The organism is Rhodovulum sp. 12E13 (assembly GCF_003340565.1).
Taxonomy (GTDB): domain Bacteria; phylum Pseudomonadota; class Alphaproteobacteria; order Rhodobacterales; family Rhodobacteraceae; genus HLUCCA09.
This window is the reverse complement of record NZ_QPLK01000002.1, coordinates 265458-290079: the sequence shown is the minus strand read 5'-3', so window position 1 is coordinate 290079 and position 24622 is coordinate 265458. Positions and strand designations below refer to the sequence as shown.

General features: G+C 70.5%; 26 protein-coding genes. 14 read left to right on the top strand and 12 right to left on the bottom strand.

The window, feature by feature from the left end:
* The first annotated feature begins 11 nt into the window (after positions 1–11).
* Together mnmH and DLJ49_RS03110 are read left to right on the top strand one after the other, a co-directional pair.
* A complete protein-coding gene (gene mnmH / locus DLJ49_RS03115; RefSeq protein ID WP_115392052.1) occupies positions 12–1058 on the top strand; it encodes a tRNA 2-selenouridine(34) synthase MnmH in 1047 nt (348 codons plus the stop codon).
* Positions 1059–1136: 78 nt separating this feature from the next.
* A complete protein-coding gene (locus DLJ49_RS03110) occupies positions 1137–2363 on the top strand; it encodes a DegT/DnrJ/EryC1/StrS family aminotransferase (protein ID WP_115392051.1) in 1227 nt (408 codons plus the stop codon).
* Positions 2364–2467: 104 nt separating this feature from the next.
* Here DLJ49_RS03110 and DLJ49_RS03105 read toward each other — a convergent pair whose 3' ends face one another.
* Positions 2468–3421, bottom strand: a complete 954-nt coding sequence (locus DLJ49_RS03105) for a LysR family transcriptional regulator (protein WP_115392050.1) — start codon at positions 3419–3421, stop codon at positions 2468–2470.
* 27 nt (positions 3422–3448) lie between these two features.
* Positions 3449–4711, bottom strand: coding sequence for a polyhydroxyalkanoate depolymerase (phaZ, locus tag DLJ49_RS03100; protein ID WP_115392049.1), 1263 nt, complete (start codon positions 4709–4711; stop codon positions 3449–3451).
* A 115-nt stretch (positions 4712–4826) separates the two neighbouring features.
* Between phaZ and DLJ49_RS03095 the strand changes: the two genes are divergently transcribed.
* From DLJ49_RS03095 to DLJ49_RS22710, 5 genes are all read left to right on the top strand, one after another.
* The gene (locus DLJ49_RS03095) at positions 4827–6632 is read left to right on the top strand and encodes a PHA/PHB synthase family protein (RefSeq protein WP_115392048.1); all 1806 of its coding nucleotides are present in this window, start codon (positions 4827–4829) and stop codon (positions 6630–6632) included.
* Positions 6633–6903: 271 nt separating this feature from the next.
* Positions 6904–7347, top strand: a complete 444-nt coding sequence (locus tag DLJ49_RS03090; protein ID WP_115392047.1) for a phasin family protein — start codon at positions 6904–6906, stop codon at positions 7345–7347.
* Between the two features lie 220 nt (positions 7348–7567).
* On the top strand, positions 7568–8119 hold the full coding sequence (phaR, locus tag DLJ49_RS03085; protein ID WP_115392094.1) for a polyhydroxyalkanoate synthesis repressor PhaR: 552 nt from the start codon (positions 7568–7570) through the stop codon (positions 8117–8119).
* 13 nt (positions 8120–8132) lie between these two features.
* Positions 8133–8324, top strand: a complete 192-nt coding sequence (locus tag DLJ49_RS22300) for a hypothetical protein (protein ID WP_233488650.1) — start codon at positions 8133–8135, stop codon at positions 8322–8324.
* Positions 8325–8343: 19 nt separating this feature from the next.
* A complete protein-coding gene (locus DLJ49_RS22710; protein ID WP_255566529.1) occupies positions 8344–8466 on the top strand; it encodes a cupin domain-containing protein in 123 nt (40 codons plus the stop codon).
* A gap of 6 nt (positions 8467–8472) precedes the next feature.
* Here the strand turns inward: DLJ49_RS22710 and DLJ49_RS03075 are convergent, their stop codons facing one another.
* From DLJ49_RS03075 to DLJ49_RS03065, 3 genes are all read right to left on the bottom strand, one after another.
* On the bottom strand, positions 8473–9183 hold the full coding sequence (locus DLJ49_RS03075) for an alpha/beta fold hydrolase (RefSeq protein ID WP_115392046.1): 711 nt from the start codon (positions 9181–9183) through the stop codon (positions 8473–8475).
* A gap of 285 nt (positions 9184–9468) precedes the next feature.
* Positions 9469–10449 (bottom strand): alpha/beta hydrolase, encoded by a 981-nt coding sequence (locus DLJ49_RS03070; RefSeq protein ID WP_115392045.1) that lies wholly within the window; start codon positions 10447–10449, stop codon positions 9469–9471.
* The gene (locus DLJ49_RS03065) at positions 10446–11201 is read right to left on the bottom strand and encodes an alpha/beta fold hydrolase (RefSeq protein WP_115392044.1); all 756 of its coding nucleotides are present in this window, start codon (positions 11199–11201) and stop codon (positions 10446–10448) included. The genes DLJ49_RS03070 and DLJ49_RS03065 overlap by 4 nt, the downstream gene beginning before the upstream one ends.
* Positions 11202–11292: 91 nt before the next feature.
* Between DLJ49_RS03065 and DLJ49_RS03060 the strand changes: the two genes are divergently transcribed.
* The 3 genes from DLJ49_RS03060 (at position 11293) to DLJ49_RS03050 (ending at position 12935) form a co-directional block, all read left to right on the top strand.
* Positions 11293–12429 carry a pyridoxal phosphate-dependent aminotransferase gene (locus tag DLJ49_RS03060; RefSeq protein ID WP_115392043.1) on the top strand — a complete coding sequence of 379 codons (1137 nt, stop codon included), beginning with the start codon at positions 11293–11295 and terminating at the stop codon, positions 12427–12429.
* A gap of 55 nt (positions 12430–12484) precedes the next feature.
* The gene (locus DLJ49_RS03055; protein ID WP_115392042.1) at positions 12485–12670 is read left to right on the top strand and encodes a hypothetical protein; all 186 of its coding nucleotides are present in this window, start codon (positions 12485–12487) and stop codon (positions 12668–12670) included.
* Positions 12671–12737: 67 nt separating this feature from the next.
* Complete coding sequence (locus DLJ49_RS03050; protein WP_115392041.1) at positions 12738–12935, top strand: hypothetical protein; 198 nt, start codon at positions 12738–12740, stop codon at positions 12933–12935.
* Here the strand turns inward: DLJ49_RS03050 and DLJ49_RS03045 are convergent.
* Positions 12932–14158, bottom strand: a complete 1227-nt coding sequence (locus DLJ49_RS03045) for a pyridoxal-phosphate-dependent aminotransferase family protein (RefSeq protein WP_115392040.1) — start codon at positions 14156–14158, stop codon at positions 12932–12934. The two genes, DLJ49_RS03050 and DLJ49_RS03045, sit on opposite strands and share 4 nt — an antisense overlap.
* Before the next feature lie 126 nt (positions 14159–14284).
* On the opposite strand from DLJ49_RS03045, the gene DLJ49_RS03040 reads away from it, so the two are divergent.
* Together DLJ49_RS03040 and DLJ49_RS03035 are read left to right on the top strand one after the other, a co-directional pair.
* A complete protein-coding gene (locus tag DLJ49_RS03040; protein WP_115392039.1) occupies positions 14285–15031 on the top strand; it encodes a tyrosine-protein phosphatase in 747 nt (248 codons plus the stop codon).
* 57 nt (positions 15032–15088) lie between these two features.
* Entirely contained in the window at positions 15089–15859 is a 771-nt protein-coding gene (locus DLJ49_RS03035; RefSeq protein ID WP_115392038.1) for a CAF17-like 4Fe-4S cluster assembly/insertion protein YgfZ, read from the top strand.
* Positions 15860–15899: 40 nt separating this feature from the next.
* On the opposite strand, the gene efp is transcribed toward DLJ49_RS03035, so the two are convergent.
* Positions 15900–16463, bottom strand: coding sequence for an elongation factor P (gene efp, locus DLJ49_RS03030; RefSeq protein WP_115392037.1), 564 nt, complete (start codon positions 16461–16463; stop codon positions 15900–15902).
* A gap of 221 nt (positions 16464–16684) precedes the next feature.
* On the opposite strand from efp, the gene DLJ49_RS03025 reads away from it, so the two are divergent.
* Positions 16685–17005 (top strand): DUF6280 family protein, encoded by a 321-nt coding sequence (locus DLJ49_RS03025; protein WP_115392093.1) that lies wholly within the window; start codon positions 16685–16687, stop codon positions 17003–17005.
* A gap of 236 nt (positions 17006–17241) precedes the next feature.
* Here the strand turns inward: DLJ49_RS03025 and DLJ49_RS22295 are convergent, their stop codons facing one another.
* A complete protein-coding gene (locus DLJ49_RS22295; RefSeq protein WP_158547385.1) occupies positions 17242–17472 on the bottom strand; it encodes a hypothetical protein in 231 nt (76 codons plus the stop codon).
* Positions 17473–18435: 963 nt separating this feature from the next.
* Here DLJ49_RS22295 and DLJ49_RS22290 point away from each other — a divergent pair.
* Positions 18436–19062, top strand: coding sequence for a hypothetical protein (locus tag DLJ49_RS22290; protein WP_158547384.1), 627 nt, complete (start codon positions 18436–18438; stop codon positions 19060–19062).
* Positions 19063–19197: 135 nt separating this feature from the next.
* On the opposite strand, the gene DLJ49_RS03015 is transcribed toward DLJ49_RS22290, so the two are convergent.
* The 4 genes from DLJ49_RS03015 to DLJ49_RS03000 form a co-directional block, all read right to left on the bottom strand.
* Positions 19198–20598 carry a TolC family outer membrane protein gene (locus DLJ49_RS03015; protein ID WP_369932439.1) on the bottom strand — a complete coding sequence of 467 codons (1401 nt, stop codon included), beginning with the start codon at positions 20596–20598 and terminating at the stop codon, positions 19198–19200.
* 73 nt (positions 20599–20671) lie between these two features.
* Entirely contained in the window at positions 20672–21325 is a 654-nt protein-coding gene (locus DLJ49_RS03010) for a protein-L-isoaspartate O-methyltransferase family protein (protein WP_115392034.1), read from the bottom strand.
* Positions 21326–21434: 109 nt separating this feature from the next.
* Positions 21435–23318 (bottom strand): ABC transporter ATP-binding protein, encoded by a 1884-nt coding sequence (locus DLJ49_RS03005; RefSeq protein ID WP_115392033.1) that lies wholly within the window; start codon positions 23316–23318, stop codon positions 21435–21437.
* A gap of 100 nt (positions 23319–23418) precedes the next feature.
* Positions 23419–24285, bottom strand: coding sequence for a glycosyltransferase family 2 protein (locus tag DLJ49_RS03000; protein ID WP_115392032.1), 867 nt, complete (start codon positions 24283–24285; stop codon positions 23419–23421).
* Positions 24286–24622 lie beyond the last annotated feature (337 nt).

Below are 24622 nucleotides of genomic sequence, written 5' to 3'. Positions count from 1 at the left end.
AGGCGGACGCCATGAAGTTCCCCCTGCCCCCGCTGGCCGACCTGCCGCGCCTGCCCTTCGACACGATCATCGACACCCGCTCGCCGGCGGAATACGCCGAGGACCACATCCCCGGCGCGATCAACCTGCCGGTGCTCTCGAACGAGGAGCGCGCGCGTGTCGGCACGATCTACGTGCAGCAGAGCCCGTTCACGGCGCGCAAGATCGGTGGCGCGCTGGTGGCGCAGAACATCGCCCGCCACCTGCAGGGGCCGCTCGCCGACAAGGAGGGCGGCTGGCAGCCGCTGGTCTATTGCTGGCGGGGCGGGCAGCGCTCGGGCGCCTTCGGGCTGTGGCTGCGCGAGGTGGGCTGGCGGGTGCGCACCCTCGAAGGCGGCTACCGGAGCTATCGCCGGGCCGTCGTGCGCCAGCTCTACGAGGGGGCGCTGCCGCACCGTGTCGTCCTGCTCGACGGCAACACCGGCACTGCAAAGACCGAGCTGCTTGCGCTGGTGGCCGAGCGGGGAGGCCAGATGCTCGACCTCGAGGGGATGGCCAACCACCGCGGCTCGGTGCTCGGCCTGCGCCCCGGCGGACAGCCCAGCCAGAAGGGCTTCGAGACGCGGGTCTCGGCCGCCCTCGCCGCGCTCGACCCGACCCGGCCTGTGCTGGTCGAGGCCGAGAGCAGCAAGGTGGGCGAGCGACTCGTGCCGCCGGCGCTGTGGAAGGCGATGCGCGCCGCGCCCCGCTTGCGGGTCACGGCGCGAGCCGAGGATCGCGCCCGTTACCTCTGCCAGACCTATGCCGACCTCTTCGCCGACCTGCCGCTGTTCAAGCGGCAGCTCGCGCTGCTGACCCCGCAGCAGGGCAGGGCGAAGATCGACGAATGGCACGCGCTGGCAGAGGCGGGCGACTTCGAGACGCTGGTGCGAGACCTGATCGGCCGCCACTACGACAGCCGGTATGCCAAGCACCGCGAAGGCAAGGAGGCGCCCGCCGCCGAGATCCCGCTGACGCTCGACCCGGGCGGGCTGGCGCGTGCCGCCGACACGCTGATGCACCACCTGAACCACCTTTGATCGCCCCGGTCGATTAGGGCTATCGGAAAATCCGAAGGTGTGTTACGGAAATCCCGAAAGTAAGCGGGAGCAGGGCCCATGACCGTCACCACGCCGCCCAATGTCTACGATGCCGAGCCGATCCCCGAGGCCGCCCGTGCCGAGATCGAGCGTCTTCTCTCGAGCGGCGACCTTTTCCGCTACACCGCCCCGCAGGATGCCCCCGTGGCCCTGCTCGAGCGCGACTTCGCCGCGCTGATGGGCGCGAAATACGCGCTGGCCGTCTCGTCGTGCTCGGCGGCTCTGTTCCTGTCGCTCAAGGCGCTCGGCCTGCCTCGCGGGGCGCGCGTGCTGATCCCCGCCTTCACCTTCGCTGCCGTGCCCTCGGCCATCGTCCACGCCGATTGCCAGCCCGTGCTGGTCGAGGTCGGAGCGGACTATCGCATCGACCTGGCCGACTTCGAGGCAAAGCTGGCGCAGGGCGCCGACGCGGTCATGATCAGCCACATGCGCGGCCACACCTCCGACATGGACGCGATCATGGCGGCCGCCGACCGCGCCGGCATCCCCGTGATCGAGGATGCCGCGCATTCGCTCGGCACCACCTGGGCGGGCCGCAGGATCGGCACGATCGGCAAGGTGGGCTGCTTCTCGTTCCAGTCCTACAAGCTGGTGAACGCGGGCGAGGGCGGCATCCTGATCACCGACGACGAGGAGGTGGCCGCCCGCGCCGTCATCATGTCGGGCGCCTACGAGCACAACTGGAAGAAGCACGACGGCCATAACGGCACGCTGACCGCCGCCTTCGAGCGCTGGCAGAACCGGCTTCCGCTCTACAACATGCGGATGAACAACCTGTCGGCCGCCATCGTCCGGTCGCAGATCGGCGAGATCGACCGACGGGTGCGCGACGGCCGCGCGGGCCACGACCGGGTGGCGGAGCGGCTGAACGCCTCGCCCTGGCTCGAGGTGCCGCCGCCGCTCGCCCCCGAGCTGCGCGCGCCCGATTCGATCCAGTTCAACCTCGTCGGCATGTCGGATGCCGAAGTCGACGCCTTCACGGCGGCCGCCGAGGCGGGCGGGGTGAAGGTGCAGGTCTTCGGCCGGTCGCGCGACAACGCCCGCGCCTTCTGGAACTGGCGATTCATCGATGGCGAGCACGGGGCGGCCCCGGCCGACCTGCCGCAGACCCGCGCCATGCTGATGCGCGCCTGCGACGTGCGTCTGCCCGCGCGGCTGACCGAGGCCGAGCTCGACTTCATCGCCGACGCGCTGGTGGGCGCTGCCGCGCAGGCCATGGAGGAGGAGCGCGCCTACGGCACCTGACCGTCGCGCCGCTGCCACCGACGCGCCGCCGGGGGTTTTGCACCCCCGGACCCCCGCAGGATATTTCGAGCAAGAAGAAGGGGCGGGCGCCGCTCGAGCAGGCGTCAGAGCACCCGGAGATCGCCCGCGAGCCACGGCATGCGGGCGGTGGCCGGTGCCACGATGAGTTCCTGCAGCAGCGGCTTGAGCATGCCCGTCAGCCGCTCGGGCATGTCGCGCAGACCGCCGCGGCGCGCGGTCAGGCCGATGCGGCGCGAGAAGGGCGCAACGGGGAGGGGGCGCAACTCCACCTCGTCGCGGAAGCGTCGGGCGCGCAGGTAGCCGAGCGGGGTGAGGATCGTCCAGCCCGCGCCGCCGGCCACCATGGCGAGGATCGCGTGGTAGCTGTCGAGCTCGAAGCGATGGGCGAGGCGCAGGTCGTGGCGGGCGAGATGCGCCGTGATCTGGCGCCCCATCAGGTGCCGCTCGGTATACTGGATGAGCGGCAGCGCCGGCAGGTCGGCGCCCGCGGGCGTGCCGCGGGCGACAGCGGCGACGAACGGCTCGTCCATCAGCGGGTGCACCTCCATCCAGTCGGCGCGCGGCTCTCCCGTCTCGGCGGCCACGACCACGTCGAGCGCGCGGTTGTCGAGCTGGTCGAGCAGGCGGTGCGAGGCGCCCGTCTCGAGCAGGAACTGGCAACGGGCGAGCTCGGCCGACATGGCCGAGAGCAGGCGCGGCGTCACGTCGGCGTCGAAATCCTCGATCATGCCGAGGCGCAGGCGGGTAAGCGCGGAAAGGTCGGGCGCGGCGAGCTCGGCCCTGGCCTCGGCCGCCTCCTGCGCGATCCGGGCGGCACGGCGGCGGAACGTCTCGCCGGCGGGCGTCAGGCGGGCCGGCCGCTGGGCGCGGTCGATCAACTCGGCCCCGAGCGCCGCCTCGAGGTTGGTGAGTTGCTGGCTGACCGACGAGACCGAAACGCCGAGCCGCCGCGCCGCGGCCGAAACGGAGCCCTCCTCGGCGCAGGCGAGGAACACCTCGATCCCCCAGAGAGAGATCCGGCCCGCCTGTTCGCCCATGTCCCGCCCCGCGCGCCGCACCCGCCCTCAGGCGCTGCGGCGCATGGTGCGGCGTTCGTGGGTCATGTTGGCGTCGATGAAGTCGAGCACCAGCGGGCGGATGTTGTTGCGCCACGACCGGCCGGCGAAGATGCCGTAATGACCGGCGCCGGGCTCGACATGGCTCGCCTTCCTGCTGTCGGGCAGGCCGGTGAGCAGGTCGAGCGCGGCGACGCACTGGCCGGGGGCAGAGATGTCGTCCTCGGCGCCCTCGACCGTCTTCACGGCGACGTCGGTGATGGCCGAGATGTCGACCCACGTGCCGCCCACCGTGAAGGCGTTGCGGGCGATCTCGCGCTCCTTGAACACCCGCTCGACCGTCGAGAGGTAGAACTCGGCCGTCATGTCCATGACCGCGAGATACTCGTCGTAGAAGCGGTTGTGCCGGTCGTGGTCGCCGGCCTCGCCCTTGGCCACGGCAAGGATCTGGTTCTTGAAGGCGGTGGCGTGGGTCTCGGCGTTCATCGCCATGAAGCTGGCGAGCTGCTGCAGGCCCGGATAGACCATCCGCCCCGCGCCCTTGTACTTGAAGCCGACGCGCTGAAGGACGTGCCGCTCGAGCTGGCCCATCGTGACGCGGCTGCCGAAATCGGTCACCTCGGTCGGCGCGGCGTCGGGGTCGATCGGGCCGCCGATCAGCGTCAGCGAGTTGGGCTGCGCGGCCGGATCCTCGGCGGCGAGATAGGCGGTGGCGGCCAGCGCCAGCGGCGCGGGCTGGCAGACCGCGATCACGTGGGTGTCGGGGCCGAGATGGCGCATGAAGTCGACGAGATAGAGGGTATAGTCCTCCACGTCGAACTTGCCGACCGAGACGGGGATGTCGCGGGCGTTGTGCCAGTCGGTGATGTAGACCTCGCAGTCGGGCAGGAGGCTCGTGACGGTCGAGCGCAGGAGCGTCGCGTAGTGGCCCGACATGGGCGCCACCAGCAGCACCTTGCGCGGCAGCTCGTGGCGGCCCTGCACCTGGAAGTGGACGAGATCGCCGAAGGGCTTCTCCAGGACCGTCTCGATATTGACGAGGTGGTCGCGGCCATCCTCGCCGACGACATGGGCGATCCCCCAGTCGGGCTTGGCCACCATCCGGGCGAAGCTGCGCTCGGTCACCTCGCCCCAGGCGGCCGTCCACTGCACGACGGGGTTGGCCGCGAGGCCGAACACCGGGTAGGAAAACGCCGCCTTGGCGGTGGAGCCGAGCCACTCGTTGGTCACCCGGATCGACTCCATCATGTCGTAGGTCATCATGTATTTCATGTGCGCGCTTCCCCGTCTTCGGCGGCCGAACCGGGCCGTGGCCCGGACACTTCGTCGCTTGCTCCCCCCGGACAGGCAACTTAGTGAGGCGGCAGGTTAGGGGGGCGCAGTCAGCATGGCAATGGAACCCGACAGCGACGAAAAGCCCACCGGCGGCGACCTGGAGAAGCTGAACGCCAACCTCCACCGCATCGAGGAGCTCACCCAGCGCCTCGTCGCCGCCCTTTCGCACAAGCGCGACATCGACCCCGGCCTGCAGGGGCCGGGTCAGGATCTCTACGTCAAGGCGGCCACGGCGATGGTCACCGAGATGATGCAGAACCCCGCGAAGATCATCGAGCACCAGGTCAGCTACTGGGGCAAGACGCTCAAGCACTACGTCGAGGCGCAGCAGGCGCTGGCGAGCGGCAAGCTCGTCGCGCCAGAGGACCACACGCCGCGCGACCGCCGCTTCGCCCACGAGCTGTGGCAGACGCATCCCTACTTCAACTGGATCAAGCAGCAGTACCTGCTCGCCTCCGAGGCGGTGGAGCAGGCCGTCGAGGACGTCGACCACCTCAGCCCCAAGGACAAGCAGCGCCTGCGCTACTTCTCCAAGCAGATCGTCGACATGTTCAGCCCCGCGAACTTCCTCGGCACCAACCCGGATGCGCTGAGCCGGGCGGTCGAGACAGACGGGCAGAGCCTCGTCGACGGCCTGGAGAATCTGGTGCGCGACCTCGAGGCGAACGAGGGCGATCTCGTCGTCACGCTGGCCGACCGCGACGCTTTCCGCGTGGGCGAGAACCTCGCCACGACCGCGGGCCAGGTCGTCTATCGCAACCGGATGATCGAGCTGATCCAGTACACGCCGACCACCGAGAAGGTGCGCAAGACGCCGCTCGTGATCTTCCCGCCCTGGATCAACAAGTTCTACATCCTCGATCTCAAGCCGCAGAACTCGCTGATCAAGTACATCGTCGACCAGGGCTACACCCTGTTCGTCGTGAGCTGGGTCAACCCGGACTCCTCCTACCGCGACACCGGCATGGACGACTACGTGGAGGAAGGCTACCTCGCGGCGCTCGAGCAGGTGAAGGCGATCACCGGCGAGGCCCAGGTCAACGCGGTGGGCTACTGCATCGCCGGCACGACGCTCGCCGCGACGCTCTCGGTGCTCAAGCAGCGGGGCGACACTTCGGTCAAGTCTGCGACGTTCTTCACCACCCTCACCGACTTCTCCGACCAGGGCGAGGTGGGCGTCTTCCTCGAGGACGACTTCGTCGACGCGATCGAGGAGGAGGTGACGCGCGAGGGCATCCTCGACAAGTTCTACATGTCGGCGACGTTCTCCTACCTTCGGTCGAACGACCTGATCTATGGCCCCGCGATCAAGAGCTACATGATGGGGCAGGCGCCGCCCGCCTTCGACCTGCTCTACTGGAACGGCGACGGCACCAACCTGCCCGCGCGCATGGCGGTGGAATACCTGCGCGGCCTCTGCCAGGGCGACCAGCTCGCGCAGGGCGCGTTCCCCCTTTGCGGCACGACGGCGGCCCTGAAGGACATCGACCTGCCCGTGTTCGCCGTGGCCTGCGAGACCGACCACATCGCCGCGTGGCGGTCGAGTTATCGCGGCATCCAGAAGATGGGCAGCCGGAGCAAGACCTTCGTGCTCTCGCAGTCGGGGCACATCGCGGGCATCATCAACCCGCCCTCGAAGAAGAAATACGGCCACTACACCAACGACGACCTGTCGGGCACCCCCGAGCAATGGCGCGAGAGCGCGACCTTCAACGAGGGCTCGTGGTGGCCGCGCTGGCACGAGTGGCTCAGGAAGCGCTCCGGCCCACTGGTCAAGGCGCGCACGCCCGGCAACGCGGCGCACCCGCCGCTGGTGCCCGCGCCCGGCACCTACGTTCACGGCGACAGCGATCTCTGAAGCGACGCGCGACGCCGTGGCCGGGTTGTGGCGCGGCGCCCTTGTCGTTCCGCGCGCTCCGATGCGGCTCGCAAGGGGAGTGAGTCCCGCGTCTTTCCGCCCGACGCGGGCGGCCGACCGTGGCTACCGCACAGTCAGATTTTTTGCTGCGCCGCAGCATGAGGGGTTGAATTGCTGCACTGCAGCATGTATCTCTCCCCTGCAATCGGCAACGGGGCGCCCAGTAACGGAAACAGCCGGCTCCTGGGCATAAAACTCTAGGAGAGAGACCATGACCACGACCGACTACAGCAAGATGATGCAGGACATGATGGCTGCCTTCCCGATGGACGCCTCGGCGATGCAGGACGCCTTCAAGACCCAGGCCGCCCTCGGCGAGAAGATGTCGAAGGTGTTCCTCGAGGCCGCCGACAAGTCGAACGAGATCTCGGCCAAGTGGACGAAGGACACCCTGTCGAAGATGGGCGAGATGACCAAGGTCAAGGACGAGCCCACCGACTACACCAAGGCGATGACCGACTATGCGTCGGCCCAGGCCGAGATGGCGGCCGAGATGATGGCCGCCTACGCCGAGGTCGCCAAGAAGGTGCAGATGGAAACGGTCGAGCTGATGCTCGCCGCCGGCAAGGACTTCTCCGAAGACGCCTCGGCCGCCGTCAAGAAGGCGACCACCGAGGTGACCACGGCCGCCAAGAAGGCCGCCGCCGCCAAGTAAGGCAGAATCACGAGTTTCGCGCCGGCCTCCTCCTCCCTGCCGGCGCGGATCATCGGGCGGGTCGCAGCGCGGCCCGCCCTTTTTCCGTCAGGGGCGCGGGGCATGCGCGGCACGGCATGGCGCCGGCGCGCAAGACGTGCCGCGCCGTTTCCAACCTGCCCTTTCTTTTTGCAAACCCGTGTTCTACGCTCTGCTGCGCCGCAAGACGAAAGGGCAGCCCGTGGCCGAGACCTCTCCCCTTCTCATCAAGCGCTACGCGTCGCGGCGGCTCTACAACACCGAGACCTCCGACTACGTCACGCTCGAGGATATAGCGGGCTTCATCCGCGCGGGCCGCGAGGTGCAGATCGTCGATCTCAAGTCGGGCGACGACCTGACCCGGCAATACCTGCTGCAGATCATTGCCGAGCACGAGAGCAAGGGCGAGAACGTGCTGCCCATCAACGTGCTGACCGACCTCGTGCGCACCTACACGACTTCCGCGCAGTCGGTCGTGCCCCAGTTCCTCGCCATGTCCTTCGAGATGCTCCGCGACGGGCAGTCGAAGATGATGGAGAACATGGAAAAGATGAACCCGATGACCGCCATGCCGGGTTACGACGCGATGCGTGCCCAGCAGGAGGCGTTCCTCAAGGCGATGACGGGCGGCATGGGCGGGATGGGCAACTGGAAGGCGCCCGACCGCGACGACGAAAAGGGCGGCGACGACCTGCACGAGATCAAGAGCCAGCTCGCCGAACTGCAGGCCAAGCTCGACAAGATGCAGAAGTAGGACGGCCTCGGCGTTGGATTTGCCCGCCTTCATCCGCGCCTTCCCCGCCCTCGACCTGCCGCTCCCCGACACCGCCGTCAGCGCCAACGCCATGCAGACCGGGCAGGGCCTCGCCGTGTTCTTCACCTTTCACGAGGATGTCGAACTGCCCGCGCACAGCCACGGCGCGCGGGAGGCGCCGTGCTCGCCGGGCAGGTTGCGCTGACCCGCGACGGGGGGAGCGTGTGTTCCGCCCCGGCGAGAGCTCCGTGATCGCGGCGGGTGTCGTGCATTCCGCGCGTGTCGCCGCCGGACCGGTCGTGCTCGATGTCTTCGAAGAGGCCGATCGCTACCCGGTCCGCGCCTGAGCGGCGCTAGCGCAGCACCAGCGGCGCGGCGAGCCACTCGCGCAGGGCCTCTGTGGTCGCGTCGGGCTGTTCGAGCGGCGGCAGGTGGCCCGCATCCTCGATCACCTTCAGCACGGCCCCCGGTATCAGCTCGGCCATCGTCTCGTGACGCCGGACCGGAAAGACGGAATCGTGCGCGCCGCAGAGCACCAGGGCCGGCACCCTGCAGTCGCGCAACGTCTTCTGCTGGTCGGGCCGACGCTGCATGGCGCGCGACTGCGCGACGAAGGTGTCCGCCCCGAGCGACCGGCCCATGTCGAGCACCGTCTGGCCCACCTCGATCCGACCGGGGCCCGGCGCGAGCGCGGCGGGCGGGATCTCTTCTCGCAGCACCTCGTCGAGCCGTCCGTTCTGCGCGCCGATGATGCGCGGCTCGCGGGCTGCGGCATCCTGCGGGGTCTCGGCCAGCGGCGACGTGTCGAGAAGCGCGATCCGCGTCACCCGGTCGGGCGCGCGCGACAGCATCTCCATCGCCACCACCCCACCGAGCGCATGGCCCGCGAGCGCGAAGCGCCGCGGCGCAGCCTCGAGCACCGCCTGTGCCAGAGCGCCGACAGAGGTCGCCCCGGTCAAGGGTGCGACCATGATCGCGCGCATGTCGTTGAGCGCGAGGAAGGGGTGCGACCACAGCCGGGCGTCGCACATCAGCCCCGGCAGCAGCACGAGCGGTTCGGCCATCGCTAGCCCAGGCCCTGCGGGATCGCGTTAATCGCCTGCGCCCGGCCGCCCGATCGGATCGCCGTCATCCTGCACTCTGCCTCTTGCTGCGCGGGTTTGCCCCGTCTGAGCCGGACGTTTCCAGATCGGCGCGCCCGCGTCCAGCACCAGAAGAGCGCCACGGCACCGTCAGCCGGTTTCCGCCGGCGGACAAGCGTCGGTGACGAGCGGCGCCCGGCCGACGCGGGTGAGCGGGCGGGCTTTCGGGCGGGCGCCACCCGTCATCCGCCCGCCAGCGGCGCCGGCTCAGAGGCCCGAGGCCCAGTCGACGATCATGCGGGTCACCGGCGCGGTCATGCCGGGGCTCAGGATGTCGCCGGCGATGACATGCGACGCCGGGTCGTCGCCCGGCCCCACGACGACGGGCCGCAGCACGGCCGGCCCGCCCCAGCCGCGCGCCACCCGCGCCACCGCGGCGGGCGAGACGACGCGGTCGTGCTCCGACCAGAGAAACAGCGCGGGCACCTCGGCGCGGGCGGGGTCGAGGCCGCGGACATGCGCCACCAGCGTCGCCATCGGCAGCAAGGCAACGGTAGGATAACGGATCGTCCAGTGCGCGGCGTGCTCGTCGTTCCGCGGCACGAACCCCCGCTCTTCGCCCATCACGGCCGGCAGCCACGCCCGCGCCCAGGGCAGCGTCAGGAGGGGCGCGGCCGGGTTGTTGATCGCGAAGTTCGGCGCGACGAACACGATCCCCGACAGCCGGTCGGAGAGCGCGGGGTCGTGCGCGGCGAACTTGGCAAGCGTCCCGCCCGTCGAGGTGCCGATCACCACCACCCGCTCGCCGATCCGCCGGCCGATGGCGAGCGCCTCGGCCACGTCCGCGATCCAGTGATCGGCACTCGCCTGCGCCATCGCGGCCCCGTCGCGCCCGTGCCCGGTGAGCCGCGCGAAATGCAGGTTCGCGCCCAGCGCCTCGGCCACCCTGTCAGGCACCGGCCGGATTTCCTCGGGCGAGGCCGAGAAGCCATGCAGGTAGACGATCGAGAGCGGTGTGCGCTCGCCCGCCGCACCGGCCCAGACGATCCGCGCCTCGGCCCCCGGGCGCAGGTCGGGCACCGCCGCCTCGCGGCCAGCGATCCAGGCGTCGAGGTCGTCCGGCAGGTCAGCGGCATCGAAGGCGCCCGGCCCCCCGACCACCTCGCGCGGGCCGAAGGCGAGGGCGAGCGCCGCGCCGGCCACCAGCACCAGCGCCAAGGCGGCGAGCGCGCGGGCGAGCGCCCTCATGCCATGGCCTCGCCCAACACCTCCTCGACCGCCGCGACAATCATGGCGAGGCAGCAGGGCGTCGAGAAGCGGTGATCGGCCCCCTTGACCAGCGTCAGGCGGATATCTGGCCCCTCGGCATGGGCCAGCAGGCGCAGCGCCACCGACATGTCGACATCGGCGTCGTCGGTGCCCTGCAGCATCCGCACTGGCATCGGCAGAGAAAGCCGCGTGCGCAGCACGAGATGCCGCCGCCCGTCCTCGATCAGCCGGCGCGTCACCAGCATCGGTGCTCCGTAGTCCGAGGGCAGCGCCGTGCGCCCCGCCTCCGTCACCTCGCGCTTCTGCGCCTCGGTGAAGGTGCCCCACATCCCGTCCTCGGTGAAGTCGGGCGCGGCGGCGATGGTCACCAGGCCCGACAGCCGGTCGGGCTGCGCGCGCGCGGCCAGAAGCGCCTGCCAGCCGCCCATCGACGACCCGACGAGCACCAGAGGGCCGCGTGTGAGCGACGCCAGCACGGCGCCGGCATCCTCTGCCCAGTCGCCTATCGCCCCCTCCTCGAAGGTGCCCGAGCTCTGCCCGTGCCCGGAATAGTCGAACCGCAGGAAGGCGCGCCCCGTCTCGCGCGCCCACGCCTCGAGGTGGAGCGCCTTGGTCCCGTCCATGTCCGACCGCAGGCCGCCGAGGAAAACCACCATCGGGCCGGCGCCCTCCGTCCGGTGATAGGCGATGCGGCGGCCCTGCGGCGTGTCGAGATACTGCGGCTCTGCCATGCTCCCTCCCCTCGGTCGCGCGCAGCCTAGCGGGCGCGGCAGCCCCTGCAACCCTTGCCGGAGACGGGGCGAACGGGCTAGGCCCGCGATCATGTCCGAGCCGCAGAACGACCCCCGCCTGACCCCGCTCGCCGCCTCGCTGCCCTTCGCGGTGCCCTTCGTCGGGCCCGAAACGCAGGTGCGTGCCCGCGGTCGCCCCTTCGCCGCGCGCCTTGGCGCCAACGAATGCGGCTTCGGCCCCTCGCCGCGGGTGATCGAGGCCCTGCGCGCCGCCGCGCCCGAGGCGTGGATGTACGGCGACGCCGAAAGCTGGGAGCTGCGCCAGGCGCTCGCCGCCCATCACGGCGTGCCGATGGAGAGCGTGATCGTCGGCGAGGGGATCGACGGCCTGCTGGGCTATCTCGTGCGGCTGCTCGTGGCACCGGGCGAGACGGTCGTGACCTCGGCCGGCGCCTACCCGACCTTCGCTTATCACGTCGCGGGCTACGGCGGCGCCCTGCATGCCGTTCCCTACAGGGGCGACTTCGAAGACACCGAGGCGCTCGTGGCGGCGGCGGCGCAGACGGGGGCGAAGCTCGTCTACCTCGCCAACCCCGACAACCCGATGGGCAGCTGGCACGAGGCCGGGCAGATCGCGGCGGCGCTCGACGCGCTGCCGGCCCGCGCGCTCATGGTGCTCGACGAGGCCTATGCCGATTTCGCGCCGGCCGCGGCCATTCCCCCGGTCGACCCGGCCGACCGGCGGGTGATCCGCATGCGCACCTTCTCCAAGGCGCACGGGCTGGCCGGCATGCGCGTGGGCTACGCCATCGGCCACCCCGACCTGATCGCGGCGTTCCACAAGGTGCGCAACCATTTCGGCATGTGCCGCCTGTCGCAGACGGCCGCCCTCGCCAGCCTCTCCGACCCCGAGCACCTCGCCGCGACCGTGGCGAAGATCGACGCGGCCAAGGCCGAGCTCGGCCGCATCGCGGCGGCGCACGGGCTGAGCGCCCTGCCCTCGGCGACCAACTTCGTCGCCATCGATTGCGGGGCCGACGGCGGTTTCGCCCACGCGCTCCTGCGTGAACTGGTGTCACGGGATGTCTTCGTGCGGATGCCCGGCGTCGCGCCGCTCGACCGCTGCATCCGTGTCTCTGCCGGGCCGGAGGCCGACCTCGCCGCCTTCGCCCGCGCCCTGCCCGAGGCACTCGACGCCGCGCGGGAAGGCGCCGACGCAGGCGCCTGACCCCTTCACCGTTGCCGTGTCCGCGATATGTTGACAGCGTGGAGGGCGGGCGGCCATGCACGAAAGAGAGCGGAAGAAAGCCCCGGACTACACCGACACGACGCTCGTCACGGGGCTGATGCTGCTGATCTACCTGTTCTTCGTCCTCTGGGCGGTGTTCGGCTTCTGGGCGGTGCCGGCGGCGGGCCTCGTGCTCAACCTCGCCATCGGCCGCCTCGCGGCGCGGCGGGGGCGGGGCTGAGCTTGCCGCCGGCCGACGGGCCGCGGGTGGGGTTGCGCGGCCCTTTCTGCGGCCCTATGTCACCCCGATGTGGCTTGTCCCCCTTCTCGTGCGCACCGGCGCCGGCCTCGGCCTGACCTACACGGTCTTCGTGCTCTGGATGGCCGCGGGGCTGATCGGTGTCATCGGCCTCGCCATGATGATCTACGGCGGCCTGCAGGTCACACGCGGCGGCCCCCGCCCGCTGCGGCAGTGGCCGATTCTGCGCCGCATCTTCCGCCGCTAGGCGCGAGCGCCTCCCCTACCGCCCTGTGCGCCGCCGGCGAGCACCTCTGCCGCCGCGTCGAGCGCCCCCCGCCCATGAGGAATGTCGAGCGCCGCGAGGCCGGCGCCGATCGAGCCGAGCGCGCCCATCACCATCTGCGCATTGACGTGGCCCATGTGGCCGATCCGGAAGAACCCGTCGGAATTGGGGTCGTCGGGGCTCGCCATGCCGAGGCCGATGCCGAGCGTCACGCCCGCGTTCTCGCTCACCCAGTTGCGCAGGGCCGTTCCGTGCGGCGCCCCGATACGCAGCGCCGTCACCGCGTGGCTGCGCAGGCGCGCCTCGCGAATGTTCAGCTCCAGCGGACCGGCCGCGCCCCAGGCATCCACCGCCGCCCAGACCGCGCTGGCGAGAATGGCGTGGCGCTCCCAGATCCGCTCGAGCCCTTCGGCCTTCATCAGGTCGAGCGCGGCGCGCAGGCCGTAGATGTGGTGCGTGGGCGCGGTCCCGCAGAAAAACTGGTAGAAGCCCTGCGGCTCGACGCGCGGCCGCCAGTCCCAGTAGCGGGTCACGCAGTCGGCCCGATCGCGCGCCGCATCCGCCTTGCCGTTGAAGAACACGAAGGACAGGCCCGGCGGCGTCATCAGCCCCTTCTGGCTGCCTGTCACCATCACGTCGACGCCCCAATCGTCCATCTCGAACGGGTCGACGCCGAGACAGGCGATGCAATCGACCATCAGCAGCGCGGGGTGTCCCACCCGGTCGAGCGCCGCGCGCAGGCCCGCGATGTCGTTCTTCACCGAGCTCGCCGTGTCGACCTGCACGCACATCACCGCGCGGATCTCGTGGGCGGTGTCGGCCGCCAGCCGCTCCTCGACGCGGGCGAGGTCGATCGCCGCGCGCTTGCCGAAGTCGAGCCGGTCGACCGCGATGCCCATCGCCTCGGCCATGTCGGCCCAGCCATCGGCGAAGACGCCGGTCGAGAGCGACAGCGCCCGCTCGCCGCGGGAGAACACGTTGGCGAGAGCGGCCTCCCACGCGCCATGGCCGTTGGCGATGTAGATCGCCACATGATGCCGGGTGCGGGCGACCCAGCGCAGGTCGGGCAGGAGGCTGTCGACCACCTCGCGCAGCTCGCCCGTGTAGATGTTGGGCGCCGGCCGGTGCATCGCCCGGAGCACCGCGTCGGGGATCACCGAGGGCCCGGGTATGGCAAGGTAATGGGTGCCGGCGGCGAGCGACATCGGGCGTCTCCTGCGGTTGGGGCGTGGGCGGCTTAGGCCCGGTCGGCGGGGCCGTCAATCGCCGCGCCCTTGCGCCGCCGCGTCGCCTGGGGCACTGACCTGCCGAGCCTGCACCGGAAGGAGAGGATGGCCAGAGACACGGTCAAAGAGCCCCTGGGCGAGCGTCTGCACGGCGCGCTGAAATCGGCCGAGAAGCGCGCGCGCCGCTCCTTCGGGCGCGACATCAGCACGCCCGCCGCGCGGGCCTTGTCGTGGCTGCACTTCCACCTGTTCGACCATGCCTGGCTGCGCGGCCCGTGGACCAATTTCGACAAGGTGGCCGAGGGTGTCTATCGCTCCAACCACCCCGGCCCGAGGCGGCTGGCGCGCTACAAGCGCATGGGCATTCGCGCCGTGCTGAACCTGCGTGGCGACGACGGCTACGCGCCATGGCTCTTCGAGGAGGAGGCGTGCCGCGCGCTCGGGCTCGACCTGCGGGTGGCCAAGATCTATGCCCGCAAGCCCGCGACACAGGCCGAGATGATCCGCCTGATCGACACGCTGCGCGAGATGCCGAGGCCCTTCGTGCTGCACTGCAAGTCGGGCGCCGACCGGGCGGGGCTCGCCGCCGTGCTTTACGCCCATGTCATCGACGGGCAGCCGCTGGCCGAGGCGCGCAGGCACCTGCACTGGCGCTACATCCACTTCAGGGGTACCGCCACCGGTGTCGTCGACCATATTCTCGACATGTACGAGGCGCGTGCCGCCGAGAGCCCGATCTCGCTCGAGGACTGGATCCGCACCGAATACACCGCCCGCGATGCCGCGATCAGCTTCGCCCGTGCGCGGGGCAAGCCGGTTCCGGCGAAATACCGCGACGCCACGCGCCCCTGACCCGGTTTCGCAGCTTTCCCGCGGCGATTATATCGGGCCAAAGGCAAGGAGGACGCGATGGACGGGGAACGTCACGACGGACGCACGGTGCTGGCGCTCGGAGGGTCGGAGCGGACGGGCTTCCTGCAGGGGATCGTCACGAACGATCTCGCCGGGCTGTCGGAGGGGTTGGTCTATGCCGCCCTGCTGACGCCGCAGGGCAAGTATCTCGCCGACTTCTTCGTGAAGGACGACGGCGACCGCCTGCTGGTCGATGTCGCGACGCCGCTCGCCGCCGACCTCTTCAAGCGGCTCAGGATGTACAAGCTGCGGGCCGACGTCACGCTCGACGAGACTGGGCTGCACGCGATCCGCGGCCTCGGCCCCGCACCCGAGGGCGCCCTGCCCGACCCGCGCCACCCCGCGCTCGGCTGGCGTCTCTATTCCGAGACGCCGGGAGGCGAGCCGGTCACCGACTGGGAGGCCTTGCGCGTCGCCCACTGCATCCCCGAAACCGGTGTCGAGCTGATCCCGAACGACACGTTCATCCTCGAGGCGGGCTTCGAGCGGCTGCACGGTGTCGATTACCGCAAGGGCTGTTATGTCGGGCAGGAAGTGACGGCCCGGATGAAGCACAAGACCGTGCTGAAGAAGGGGCTCGCCACCGTCGCCGTCTCGGGCGAGGCGCCCCCGCCGGGCACCGAGATCACGCACGGCGGAAAGGTGGCCGGCACGCTCTACACCGTCGCGGGCGATCGCGGCATCGCCCATCTGCGCTTCGACCGCGCGGGCGAGGGCATGGAGGCGGGCGGCGCCCGGGTGGACTGGGCGCCGGAGACCGTGAGCTGAGGCAGACCGCCGTGGCCCGTGGTCGGGCCCGCGCCGCCGGTCAGGCCCGCTCGGCGTAGTCCATCGTCTCGGTATTCACGACGATATCCTCGTCGGGGCCGACGAATGGCGGCACCATCACCTTGACCCCGTTGTCGAGCACGGCCGGCTTGAACGAGTTCGCCGCCGTCTGCCCCTTCACCACCGGCTCTGTCTCGACGACCTTGCACGTCACCTTCTGCGGCAGCGTCGCGTTCAGCGCCTCGCTGTCGTAGTACTCGATCTGGATCGTCATCCCGTCCTGCAGGAAGGGGCGCCGGTCGCCGAGGATCTCGGCCGGCAGCTCGATCTGCTCGAACGTGTCGGTGTCCATGAAGACGAGCATCCCGTCGGTCTCGTAGAGAAACTGCTGGTCACGCTGTTCGAGGCGGACACGCTCGACCTTGTCGGCCGAGCGGAACCGCTCGTTCAGCTTCGAGCCGTTGCGCAGGTTGCGCAGCTCCACCTGGGCGAAGGCGCCGCCCTTGCCGGGCTTGACGTGTTCGACCTTCACCGCGGCCCACAGGCCGCCGTTATGCTCCAGCACGTTCCCGGGGCGGATCTCGTTGCCGTTGATCTTGGGCATGGCGTGGTCGAACCCTTGGCTGACTGGTCGGGCGAGCCTATATCGAGTGGTCGTGCGGGTGGCAAGCTGATGTGGCCCGGGCGCGGACAGGGTGGGTTCTGCGCGGCAAGCCATGCGCTCAGCGCATGCAAGCCATGCAGAAACTGACATACCGAATCGCCGCAAAAACGTCATATTCGGCCGCGAGCCGAAAAGACAAGACCAAGAATAAGGACATGGACATGTCGGAATTCGTTGACGGCACGGCGTTCAATCATGAGCAGGGCCAGCGCGCGCGAAAGCTCTTCGCCGCCGTGGTGCTCGCTGCTCTGGATGACGCCATCGCCGACGACAAGAAGTATGGCAACGGCCCGGAGCAGATCGCCCGCTGGGCGCGCTCGCGCGACGGTCGCGAGGTGCTGAGCTGCGCCGGGATCGACCCCAACGAGCGTGTGGTCACCGGCCTGATGGACTTCGTGGCGAAGGGCGTGCGCACCTCTGTCGCTCTGTCCCGCGAGGAGAGCGAGCGCCGGCAGGCCGCCGAGCAGGCCGAAGCCGCCTGACGCGACGCCGGCGAACGAGTCATGGGCGCCCCGACCGGGGCGCCCTTTTTCGTTGCGTCGGGGCCATTGGCCGACGGCGGCCGAGCGTGGCCTTGTAGGTCATGCTGCGCGAGTGTGCCGGGCACGCATGGGCATGCGCCGGCAGGGCGACCGGTGCTGCCGGTGCCCGCTCGCGCAGCGAACGCGCACCGGGCCTCCCCGCCACGTCGTGGCGGCTCAGCCGGTATTGCCTCGTCTCACTCGAGGTCGCCTCGTGTCAGCGCCCGCGCTATTTCGCGGCGCACGAGGGCGCGAATATTGCGGCTGACCCGCTCGCCGAGGGCGCCCTTCAATTCGTCCCGAACGACGTCCGCGACCATTGCCCGGAGAGCGGCCTCGTCGATCGCGCCGTCTTCGTCGCCGAACAGGTTGAACGGGGCGCCGGGGCCGGTCGCGTCGCTGCGAGCCGGCGTCTCGGCGGGTTCCACGGCGCCCGGCGTCGACAGGGCCTGACCGCGCGTCGCGCCTTCGAGGGCGTCCGCCCCCGCATGGGGCTCCGCCGCCGCGGGCGTCCGGGTGTCCGGCTCGGGGGCCAGAGGGCCTTCGTCATCCGACGGGGTGTCGGCCTCGCCGAGAGCCCCGCTGCCGGCAGGCTCGATGTCTTCCGCGGCCTGCGGCAGGCCGTTCTCGGCCCCGTCCCGCGATCCGTCCAGAGATCCGTCCTGCGAGACGGTATCATCGGATGGGGTCGTGTTCGCGTCCGGCGACTGCGCTTCGGAGGTCTCCTTCCCCGACTGCGCGTCGAGGCGCGACTCTTCCGCGGCAGAGGCCGGCTCTCGATTGGTCGGCCCGTCGTCAGTGATCGTGCCCCCGGTTGCGGCACCTGCCGCGTCGGAGCCCGTCCGCGCGCCCGGCGTCGCCCCGGGAGCGGGCCGCGACCGGAAGGGCGAGCGGCGTGCGAAGTCGCGCGAGATGATCGGCTCATGCGTTGGCGCGGCCTCCGACGAGGCCGGGCCAGCGGCGGTGCGTGTCTCGCCTGACGGGTCGGCACCGGCCTCTCCGTCGCCGTGATCGGTCGGCGGGGGGGCCGCACCCCGTGAGGGATCGTGCGCGGCCCTCCCCCCGTCCACCGGAGCTTTCGGGCCCGGTGCGGCGTGTGCATCGGGGCTTTCCTCGCCCATCGGAGACGTCGCGGCAGGCGCCTGCTCGTCCGTGCGGCCCATGCCGAAGCCGAATCCCTGGCGGGGCGCGGCCGGCCCGCCTGCCTGCATCGCCCGCGACAGCAGCGGAGAGACGGGCGACGCCGCATGCGGGGGCCTGCTCTTTGGCCTGCCTTCCGCCGGCCCTGCAGTGTCGACGTCAGGGGCGTCGCGTCCCGGCTCGATCCTCAGGGCCGGAGTCAGGACGAGGGCGGAGAGGCGCTCGTCGGGGGCGTCGGCCGTATCGGAAGCGTGACCGCCGGCCGCATCGGCGGAGTCTCCGTCGCGGTTATCGCCGTCCTCGGGCGGCCCGGCGAGAGTGCCCGCGTCGAAGCCGGTCTCTGCATCCGGAGCGGGCAGGTCGCCCGCGTCTCCGCCCGGATGGCCGGCCTCAGCCGCAGCGGGGGAGGGCGCGGAAGGCCCGGCCTCGGCCTCGGCCTCGTCGTCGCAGCCTTCCTCCGAAGTGATGTCTTCGGCAGGCTCCGCCCCGGCGGCAGAAACCGCACCGTCGGGTGCGACCGTCGCTCCGCCCGGGAGTTCGTTCGAGGCGTCGAGGCCGCCCACGCCCCCCTCTTTCTCAACGTTTCCTGCCGCAGCGGACCAAGCGGCATCCGCCGCAGCCTCGGGATCGTCGGGCAAGCCGGCCTCGTCTCGACCCGGCCCTCCGGCGCCCGCGTCTTGCGACGCGCCGGCCAGGGCACTCTGTCCTTCCGGCGTCGCGCTGGCCGCCTCGGCATCGGGGGCGGCGATCAGATCCGCCCCGGGATCGCTTCCTGCAGCATCGCGCCCTTCAGCGTCGGCCCCCTCCGCATCGGATGCCGGCGGCCCGGGCGGCGCGGCGCGTTCGGCATCGCCGCCGGCGACGAGCCTGCGGATTGAGGACAGGACATCCTCGATTTCGGCCGGCTTCGGCTGGTCGGACATGAAACTCTCCCGGTCAGACCCTGTCGTTCACCGACGCGCCTGCGCCCTCTGCACGGCCGCGCCCGAGACAGGCGCATGCCGCACCCTGCCTCACTCGCGGCCGATCCGCTGCAGCACCCGATCGAGCGCCTCGCCCTGGGCGCTGTGCCGCGCCGGGGCGTTCTTGACCGCGTTGTAATAGGCCGCCGGATCGTAGGTCGGCACGCCGAGATTGAGATGCTCGACGGTCAGAAGACCCATAGAGGACAGGAGTGAATAAATGGCAAAGTAGCGCTGGGCCACGGCCTCGATCCGGCTGGCCCGGGCGTTGCGCAGGTCCTGCTCGGCGTCGAGCACGTCGAGCGTGGTGCGCGCGCCGAGCCGTGCCTCCTCCCGCGTGCCCTCGAAGGCGATGCGCGCGGCCCGGATCTGCTGGTCGGTCGCCGCGATCTGCGCTTGTGCGACCTCGACATTCGACCATGCCACGCGCACCCGCTCCTGGATCTCGATCGTCGTCTGGTGCAGCGCCGCGCGGGTCTGGTCGGCGCGCGCGATGGACTGACGCTCGAGCGCGGCGAGGCGACCGCCCGAATAGATCGGCTGGCGAAACTCGAGCCCGACGATCTGCTGCTCGTTGCCGGTATTGTCGGTGGAGATCTGGCCGGTGGCCGAGATCGTCGGCCCGTAGGCACGGCTCGCGATGTCGACACTCAGGTCCGACACGGTGACCTCGCGCTGCGCCCGCTTGATGTCGGGGTGGAGACGCACGGCGATCGCCACGGCCTCGTCCAGCGTGTTGGCGACCGCGGGCGTGTCGGGGGGCAGTTGCAGATCGCCCGGCGGGCGCCCCACCGCGGTGCGGAACTGCTGGCGCGCCCGCTCGAGGTCGCCCCGGGAAGCGGCGAGCGTGCTGCGCGCGGCGGCCAGGCTGCTCTCGGCCAGAGCCACGTCGGTACGCGTCACCTCGCCCACCTCGAAGCGATCGCGCGCGGCCTGCAGCTCCTCGCCGATCAGGCGCACGTTGTTTTCGCCAAGCTCCACGAAGGCCTGCGCAGAGAGCACGCTGAAGTAGGCGTCGACCGCGGTCAGAAGCACGTTCTGCTCGACCACGCGCAGCGCTTCGCGGGTGGCGAGCACCGTTTCCTTGGCAACGTCGATCTGCAGCCCGCGCTGGCCGGAATCGATCAGGACGATCCGCGCCGCGAGCGAGAAGGTGGCCGACAGGTCGTTGAGGTCGTCGGTGCGGGGCGTGGCGCTCTGGTCGATCAGGTCGCCACGCAGGTTGGTGATGAAGTCGAGCGTCGGGCGCAGGGCCGAGACGGCCAGGGCCACATCCTCGTCGGCGGCACGCAGCACCGCTCGGTTCTGCTCGAGCAGGTTGGAATTGCGATACGCGTCGATCAGCGCGTCGGTCAGCGTCTCGGCGGCGGCCGAGAGCGGCGCGAGCGCGAGCGACGCGCAGATGAGCCCGACCCGTAGGACGTGCCGCGGGGCGGTTCTGTCGATTATCACCTCGTTGCTCCCTGCCTTGGGCATGTTTTCTCGACTATATCAGTCGCATCCCCGGCCCGCGAGCGCGGTTTCATCAGAGCGAGAAGGTGCGCTCGCGGGTGAAGCCTGCAAGCACCGGTCCCCCGGCGTTGAAGGCGAAGCGCCAGGTCACCGCGCCGTCGGCCTTGACGCCCAGGCGCACCACGCCGAGCTCGCCCTCCATGAAGAGGCACACGATGCGGCCGCCCTCGGTGAGCTGGTCGGCGAAGCTGTCGGGCAGCTCCTCGACCGCGCCCTGCACGAGGATGACGTCGTAGGGGCCGTGCCGGCCGGCGCCCTCGGCGAGCGGTCCCTCGATCACCACCGCGTTGTCGGCGCCCTCGGCCGCGAGCAGCTGTTCGGCCTCGTGGGCGAGCCCGTGATCTTCCTCCAGCGCGACGACCGCCTCGGCCATCCGCGCGGCGAGGGCGGTCGTGTAACCGAGGCCGCAGCCCACGTCGAGCACCACGTCGGTGGGCTGGATGTCGGCGGAATCGAGCATCTTGGCCACGGTGCGCGGCTCGAACAGGACGCGCCCCGGCGCGAGCGGCACATTCTCGCCCGCATAGGCCGCCTCGCGCCAGCCTTCCGGCACGAAGCGCTCGCGCGGAACGGACAGCATGGAGTCGATCACCGTGAAATGGGTCACATCGGCCGGCCGAACCTGGGTGTCGACCATCATGCGGCGCCGTTGCTCGTAGCTGATCATCCGGTCCTCTTTCCGCGCTCTGCCACCGGCGTCCGGCTTGGCACAGGCCGGCGGGGCAGGCAACTGCGGCACCGGCGCCGCGATGCCGCGGCGGGCGCCCCGCCCGGGGCTATTCGTAGCCGCCCTTCTGCGCCTCGTACATCCCGGCGTAGAGGCCGCGCTTGGCCATCAGGTCGGCGTGACGCCCTTCCTCGACGATACGACCGGCATCGAGAACGTAGATCCAGTCGGCATGGGTCACGGCCGACAGTCGGTGCGCCACGATGATCGTCGTCTTGTCCTTGCCGAGCCGGGCGAGCGCCGCCTTCACCTTGTCCTCGGTCTGCTGATCCAGCGCCGAGGTCGCCTCGTCGAGCAGCAGGATCGGCGCCGAGCGCAGGAAGGCGCGGGCGATGGCGATGCGCTGCTTCTGTCCACCCGAGAGCTGGCTGCCCTTGGGCCCGAGCGGCGCGTCGCCCCGCTGGTGGATCAGGTCGGCGATCTCCGCGGCCTCGGCGGCGGCCCAGATCTCGGCCTCGGTCGCCTCCGGCTTGACATAGCGGATGTTCTCCCAGATCGAGGCGTTGAAGATCACGATGTCCTGCGCCACCACGGAGAAAGCGCTGCGCAGCGGGCGGATGCGGATCTCGCGGATCGGCTTGCCGCCGATCGTCACCGTCCCGCCCTCGACGTCGTAGAGCCGTGTCATCAGGCTGAGCACGGTCGTTTTGCCCGATCCGGTGGCGCCGACCACCGCGGTCGTCTTGCCCCCTGGAACGGTCATGTCGAGCCCCTCGAAGAGAGGCACGTCGGGGCTGTAGGAAAAGCGCACGTCCTCGAGCCGAATGTCGCCGGCGACGTCGAAGTCGTCGGTCGCGCCGGGCGTGTCGGTGATCGTCGGCACCTCCTCGTACAGCTCCCGCACGCTGTTGAGGATGATGAGGTTGGCCTGCAGCTTGGCGAAGAACTGCGCGAGCATGCGCGCAGGATCGAAGATCAGGACGAGGCCGAGCAGGTAGGTGATGATCGCCGCGCCGTCCATGCCGCTCGTGCCCATGAGCACGAACCAGCCGCCGCCACCGATCACCAGCACATAGGTGATGGCCGAGGCGAGGTCGATCGTCGGCACCACCAGCGCCTGCGCCGCCTGCAGCCGCAGGGCGAGATCCTTGATGTCTTCCGTGGCCTTGCGCAGCCGGCCCTTCTCGTTCTCCTCCTGGTTGGAGATCTTCACGGTGCGCATGCCGTTGGCCATCTCCTCGATGCCGCCCATGTAGGCGCCCATCGCGTTCTCGGCCTTGCGCTGCACGTCCTTGATGCGGTGCGAGACGTACTGCATCAGCAGCACGATTGCCGGCAGGATCACCACGGTGGCGAGGAAAAGCGTCGCCGACTTGTAGATCAGGTAGCCCGACACGATCAGGATCGTGACCGCGTCGCGCACCGCCCCCACCGTGCCCTGGCCCACGAAGACGCTCAGCTGCTGCGCCTGGAGAACGAGCCGCAGGATCAGATCGCCCGGCTTGGTGCGCTCGAAATAGGCGAGGTCGAGCATCATGACCCGGTCGATCAGGTCGTGCCGGAGCTCCTGCACGGCGTTCGAGGCGAGAAAGACCGAGAGCCGCGGCACGAGGTAGGACATCGCCGCGCGCACGACGAACAGGCCGAAGACGATCGCGCAGACGCGCACCAGGTCGCTGAAATCGCCCTCCTCGAAGATCACCCGCAGGCCCGACTCGGTGAGCGCGAGGAACTGCTGGTAGACGACGCCCTGCACCATGATCATGCCGAGCACGACGAACAGCCAGGGCGTGCGCTTCTTGAGATAGCTGTTCCAGAACCACAGGATGTTGTCGCGGTCCCGCGTGGTGAACAGCTGTTGCCGAAGATCTGCCTCGTCGGCCTCGCCCTCGGTCGCGGCCCCGGTCGCGCGGCTGCCGAAGAGCGTCGACAGCCGCGCGCCGAGGCCGGCGCGGCGCGGCTCGCTCGGGCGGTCTTCGGTTTCGGTGCTCATCGGCGGCGGCCCCCTCGGCCGGGTCGGGTCCGGGCGCGGGCCCCGTGTCGCGGCCCCGTTGGTCTCGGGCGCGCTGTCTAGCTGGTGTGCGCGGCTGGATTCAACGGGCCATCTGCAGGTCGGACGCCCTGTCGCTCCAGACGCCATATGTGTCGCGCAGGTAACGGGCGCAATGCGCGTTGAGTTGGGCGCGGCCCATGTCCGAGGTGCGCCAGCGGAACAGCGCCTCGGTCAGGTCGGCCACGGTGTTCTTCGGTTCGTAGAGGCCGGCAGGCACCCAGATGCCGATGCCGCGGCGGGCAAGCATGCCCGACAACCACACATCGTCGACCGCCCAGAGCACCTTCGGGATGTCCCAGCACTCGTCGTCGAAGAAGCCGGGTCGCACGACGACGCCGCCATAGCCCTCGAAGATGTCGGCGTAGCCCGGGCGCGCGATCAGCCGGCGGGCCGGCTTGAGCCGGATCGGCACCTTGGCCTTGCCCGACAGGATCTGGCGGATCCGCTTGGCGCGGTAGTCCCAGTCCCACCGGCGGGCGCGCCGGGCATGGCGTGGCTCTGGCCGGGGGGCGTAGGCGTCGAGGCCCGTGCGCTCGACGTCCCACCCGGTGAGCGCCACCGCCTCGTCGGGGCGCGCGGCCTGCTCGGCGAACAGGCGCGCGGCCCAGCCGGAGTAATAGTCGCGGTCGTCGTCGCAGAAGAGGATCTGCGCTTCGGGCTGATCGCGGTAGCGGCGCGCGGCATGCAACACCTTGGAGGACGGTCCGAGATCGGCCTCGGGCTGCAGCACCGTCACGCCGGCGGGCACGGCGGGCAGCCGGCCATCGTAATCGGGGAAGCGGCGGTAGGTGCGCGGGATGTAGAGTTCCACGGAATCGGCCGCCGAGCCCTGCGCCACGAGGCACTCGAGCGTCGGCCCGATCACCTCGAACCTGGGGGGAATCGACGACAGGGAGATGACTTTCAAGGCTGCGCCCACCGCGAATTTGGCCCTCCCTTACGCGAGGCCGGCCTCGCCAACAAGCGACCCTCGCCCGGGATGCGCCGATGCGGCGCCCGTCCGCGGATCGGCGAGGCCGGCCTGCCGGGACCTGCGACTGCGGCGGGGGCGCACAACGAACGCCAGGACACGCGCCATCGTGCCCGTGTCCAAGGGCCCGTGTCCAAGGGCCCGTGTCCGAGCGCCCGTGTCGGCCCGCGCGACGGGCGCGGCGCGGCGGGCGGCGCGGCGGGGGGAAGCGGACTCGAAGACGGCCGGCACCAGAGTGCCCGCCGCATGGAGCAACATCGACCGACACCGATCC

Coding starts and splice junctions, on each gene's coding strand:
- efp (WP_115392037.1), bottom strand. CDS start 16,463: ATGCCCAAGATCAACGGCAACGAGATCCGCCCCGGGAACGTGCTGGAG.
- DLJ49_RS03045 (WP_115392040.1), bottom strand. CDS start 14,158: ATGTCGCTCGCCGCCGGCACCCATTACCTTGCCATACCCGGGCCCTCG.
- DLJ49_RS03090 (WP_115392047.1), top strand. CDS start 6,904: ATGACCACGACCGACTACAGCAAGATGATGCAGGACATGATGGCTGCC.
- DLJ49_RS03010 (WP_115392034.1), bottom strand. CDS start 21,325: ATGATCAGCTACGAGCAACGGCGCCGCATGATGGTCGACACCCAGGTT.
- DLJ49_RS03050 (WP_115392041.1), top strand. CDS start 12,738: ATGTGGCTTGTCCCCCTTCTCGTGCGCACCGGCGCCGGCCTCGGCCTG.
- DLJ49_RS03065 (WP_115392044.1), bottom strand. CDS start 11,201: ATGGCAGAGCCGCAGTATCTCGACACGCCGCAGGGCCGCCGCATCGCC.
- DLJ49_RS03060 (WP_115392043.1), top strand. CDS start 11,293: ATGTCCGAGCCGCAGAACGACCCCCGCCTGACCCCGCTCGCCGCCTCG.
- DLJ49_RS03070 (WP_115392045.1), bottom strand. CDS start 10,449: ATGAGGGCGCTCGCCCGCGCGCTCGCCGCCTTGGCGCTGGTGCTGGTG.
- mnmH (WP_115392052.1), top strand. CDS start 12: ATGAAGTTCCCCCTGCCCCCGCTGGCCGACCTGCCGCGCCTGCCCTTC.
- DLJ49_RS03040 (WP_115392039.1), top strand. CDS start 14,285: ATGGCCAGAGACACGGTCAAAGAGCCCCTGGGCGAGCGTCTGCACGGC.
- DLJ49_RS03110 (WP_115392051.1), top strand. CDS start 1,137: ATGACCGTCACCACGCCGCCCAATGTCTACGATGCCGAGCCGATCCCC.
- DLJ49_RS03095 (WP_115392048.1), top strand. CDS start 4,827: ATGGCAATGGAACCCGACAGCGACGAAAAGCCCACCGGCGGCGACCTG.
- phaZ (WP_115392049.1), bottom strand. CDS start 4,711: ATGAAATACATGATGACCTACGACATGATGGAGTCGATCCGGGTGACC.
- DLJ49_RS03005 (WP_115392033.1), bottom strand. CDS start 23,318: ATGAGCACCGAAACCGAAGACCGCCCGAGCGAGCCGCGCCGCGCCGGC.
- DLJ49_RS03035 (WP_115392038.1), top strand. CDS start 15,089: ATGGACGGGGAACGTCACGACGGACGCACGGTGCTGGCGCTCGGAGGG.
- DLJ49_RS03025 (WP_115392093.1), top strand. CDS start 16,685: ATGTCGGAATTCGTTGACGGCACGGCGTTCAATCATGAGCAGGGCCAG.
- DLJ49_RS03055 (WP_115392042.1), top strand. CDS start 12,485: ATGCACGAAAGAGAGCGGAAGAAAGCCCCGGACTACACCGACACGACG.
- DLJ49_RS03075 (WP_115392046.1), bottom strand. CDS start 9,183: ATGGCCGAACCGCTCGTGCTGCTGCCGGGGCTGATGTGCGACGCCCGG.
- DLJ49_RS03105 (WP_115392050.1), bottom strand. CDS start 3,421: ATGGGCGAACAGGCGGGCCGGATCTCTCTCTGGGGGATCGAGGTGTTC.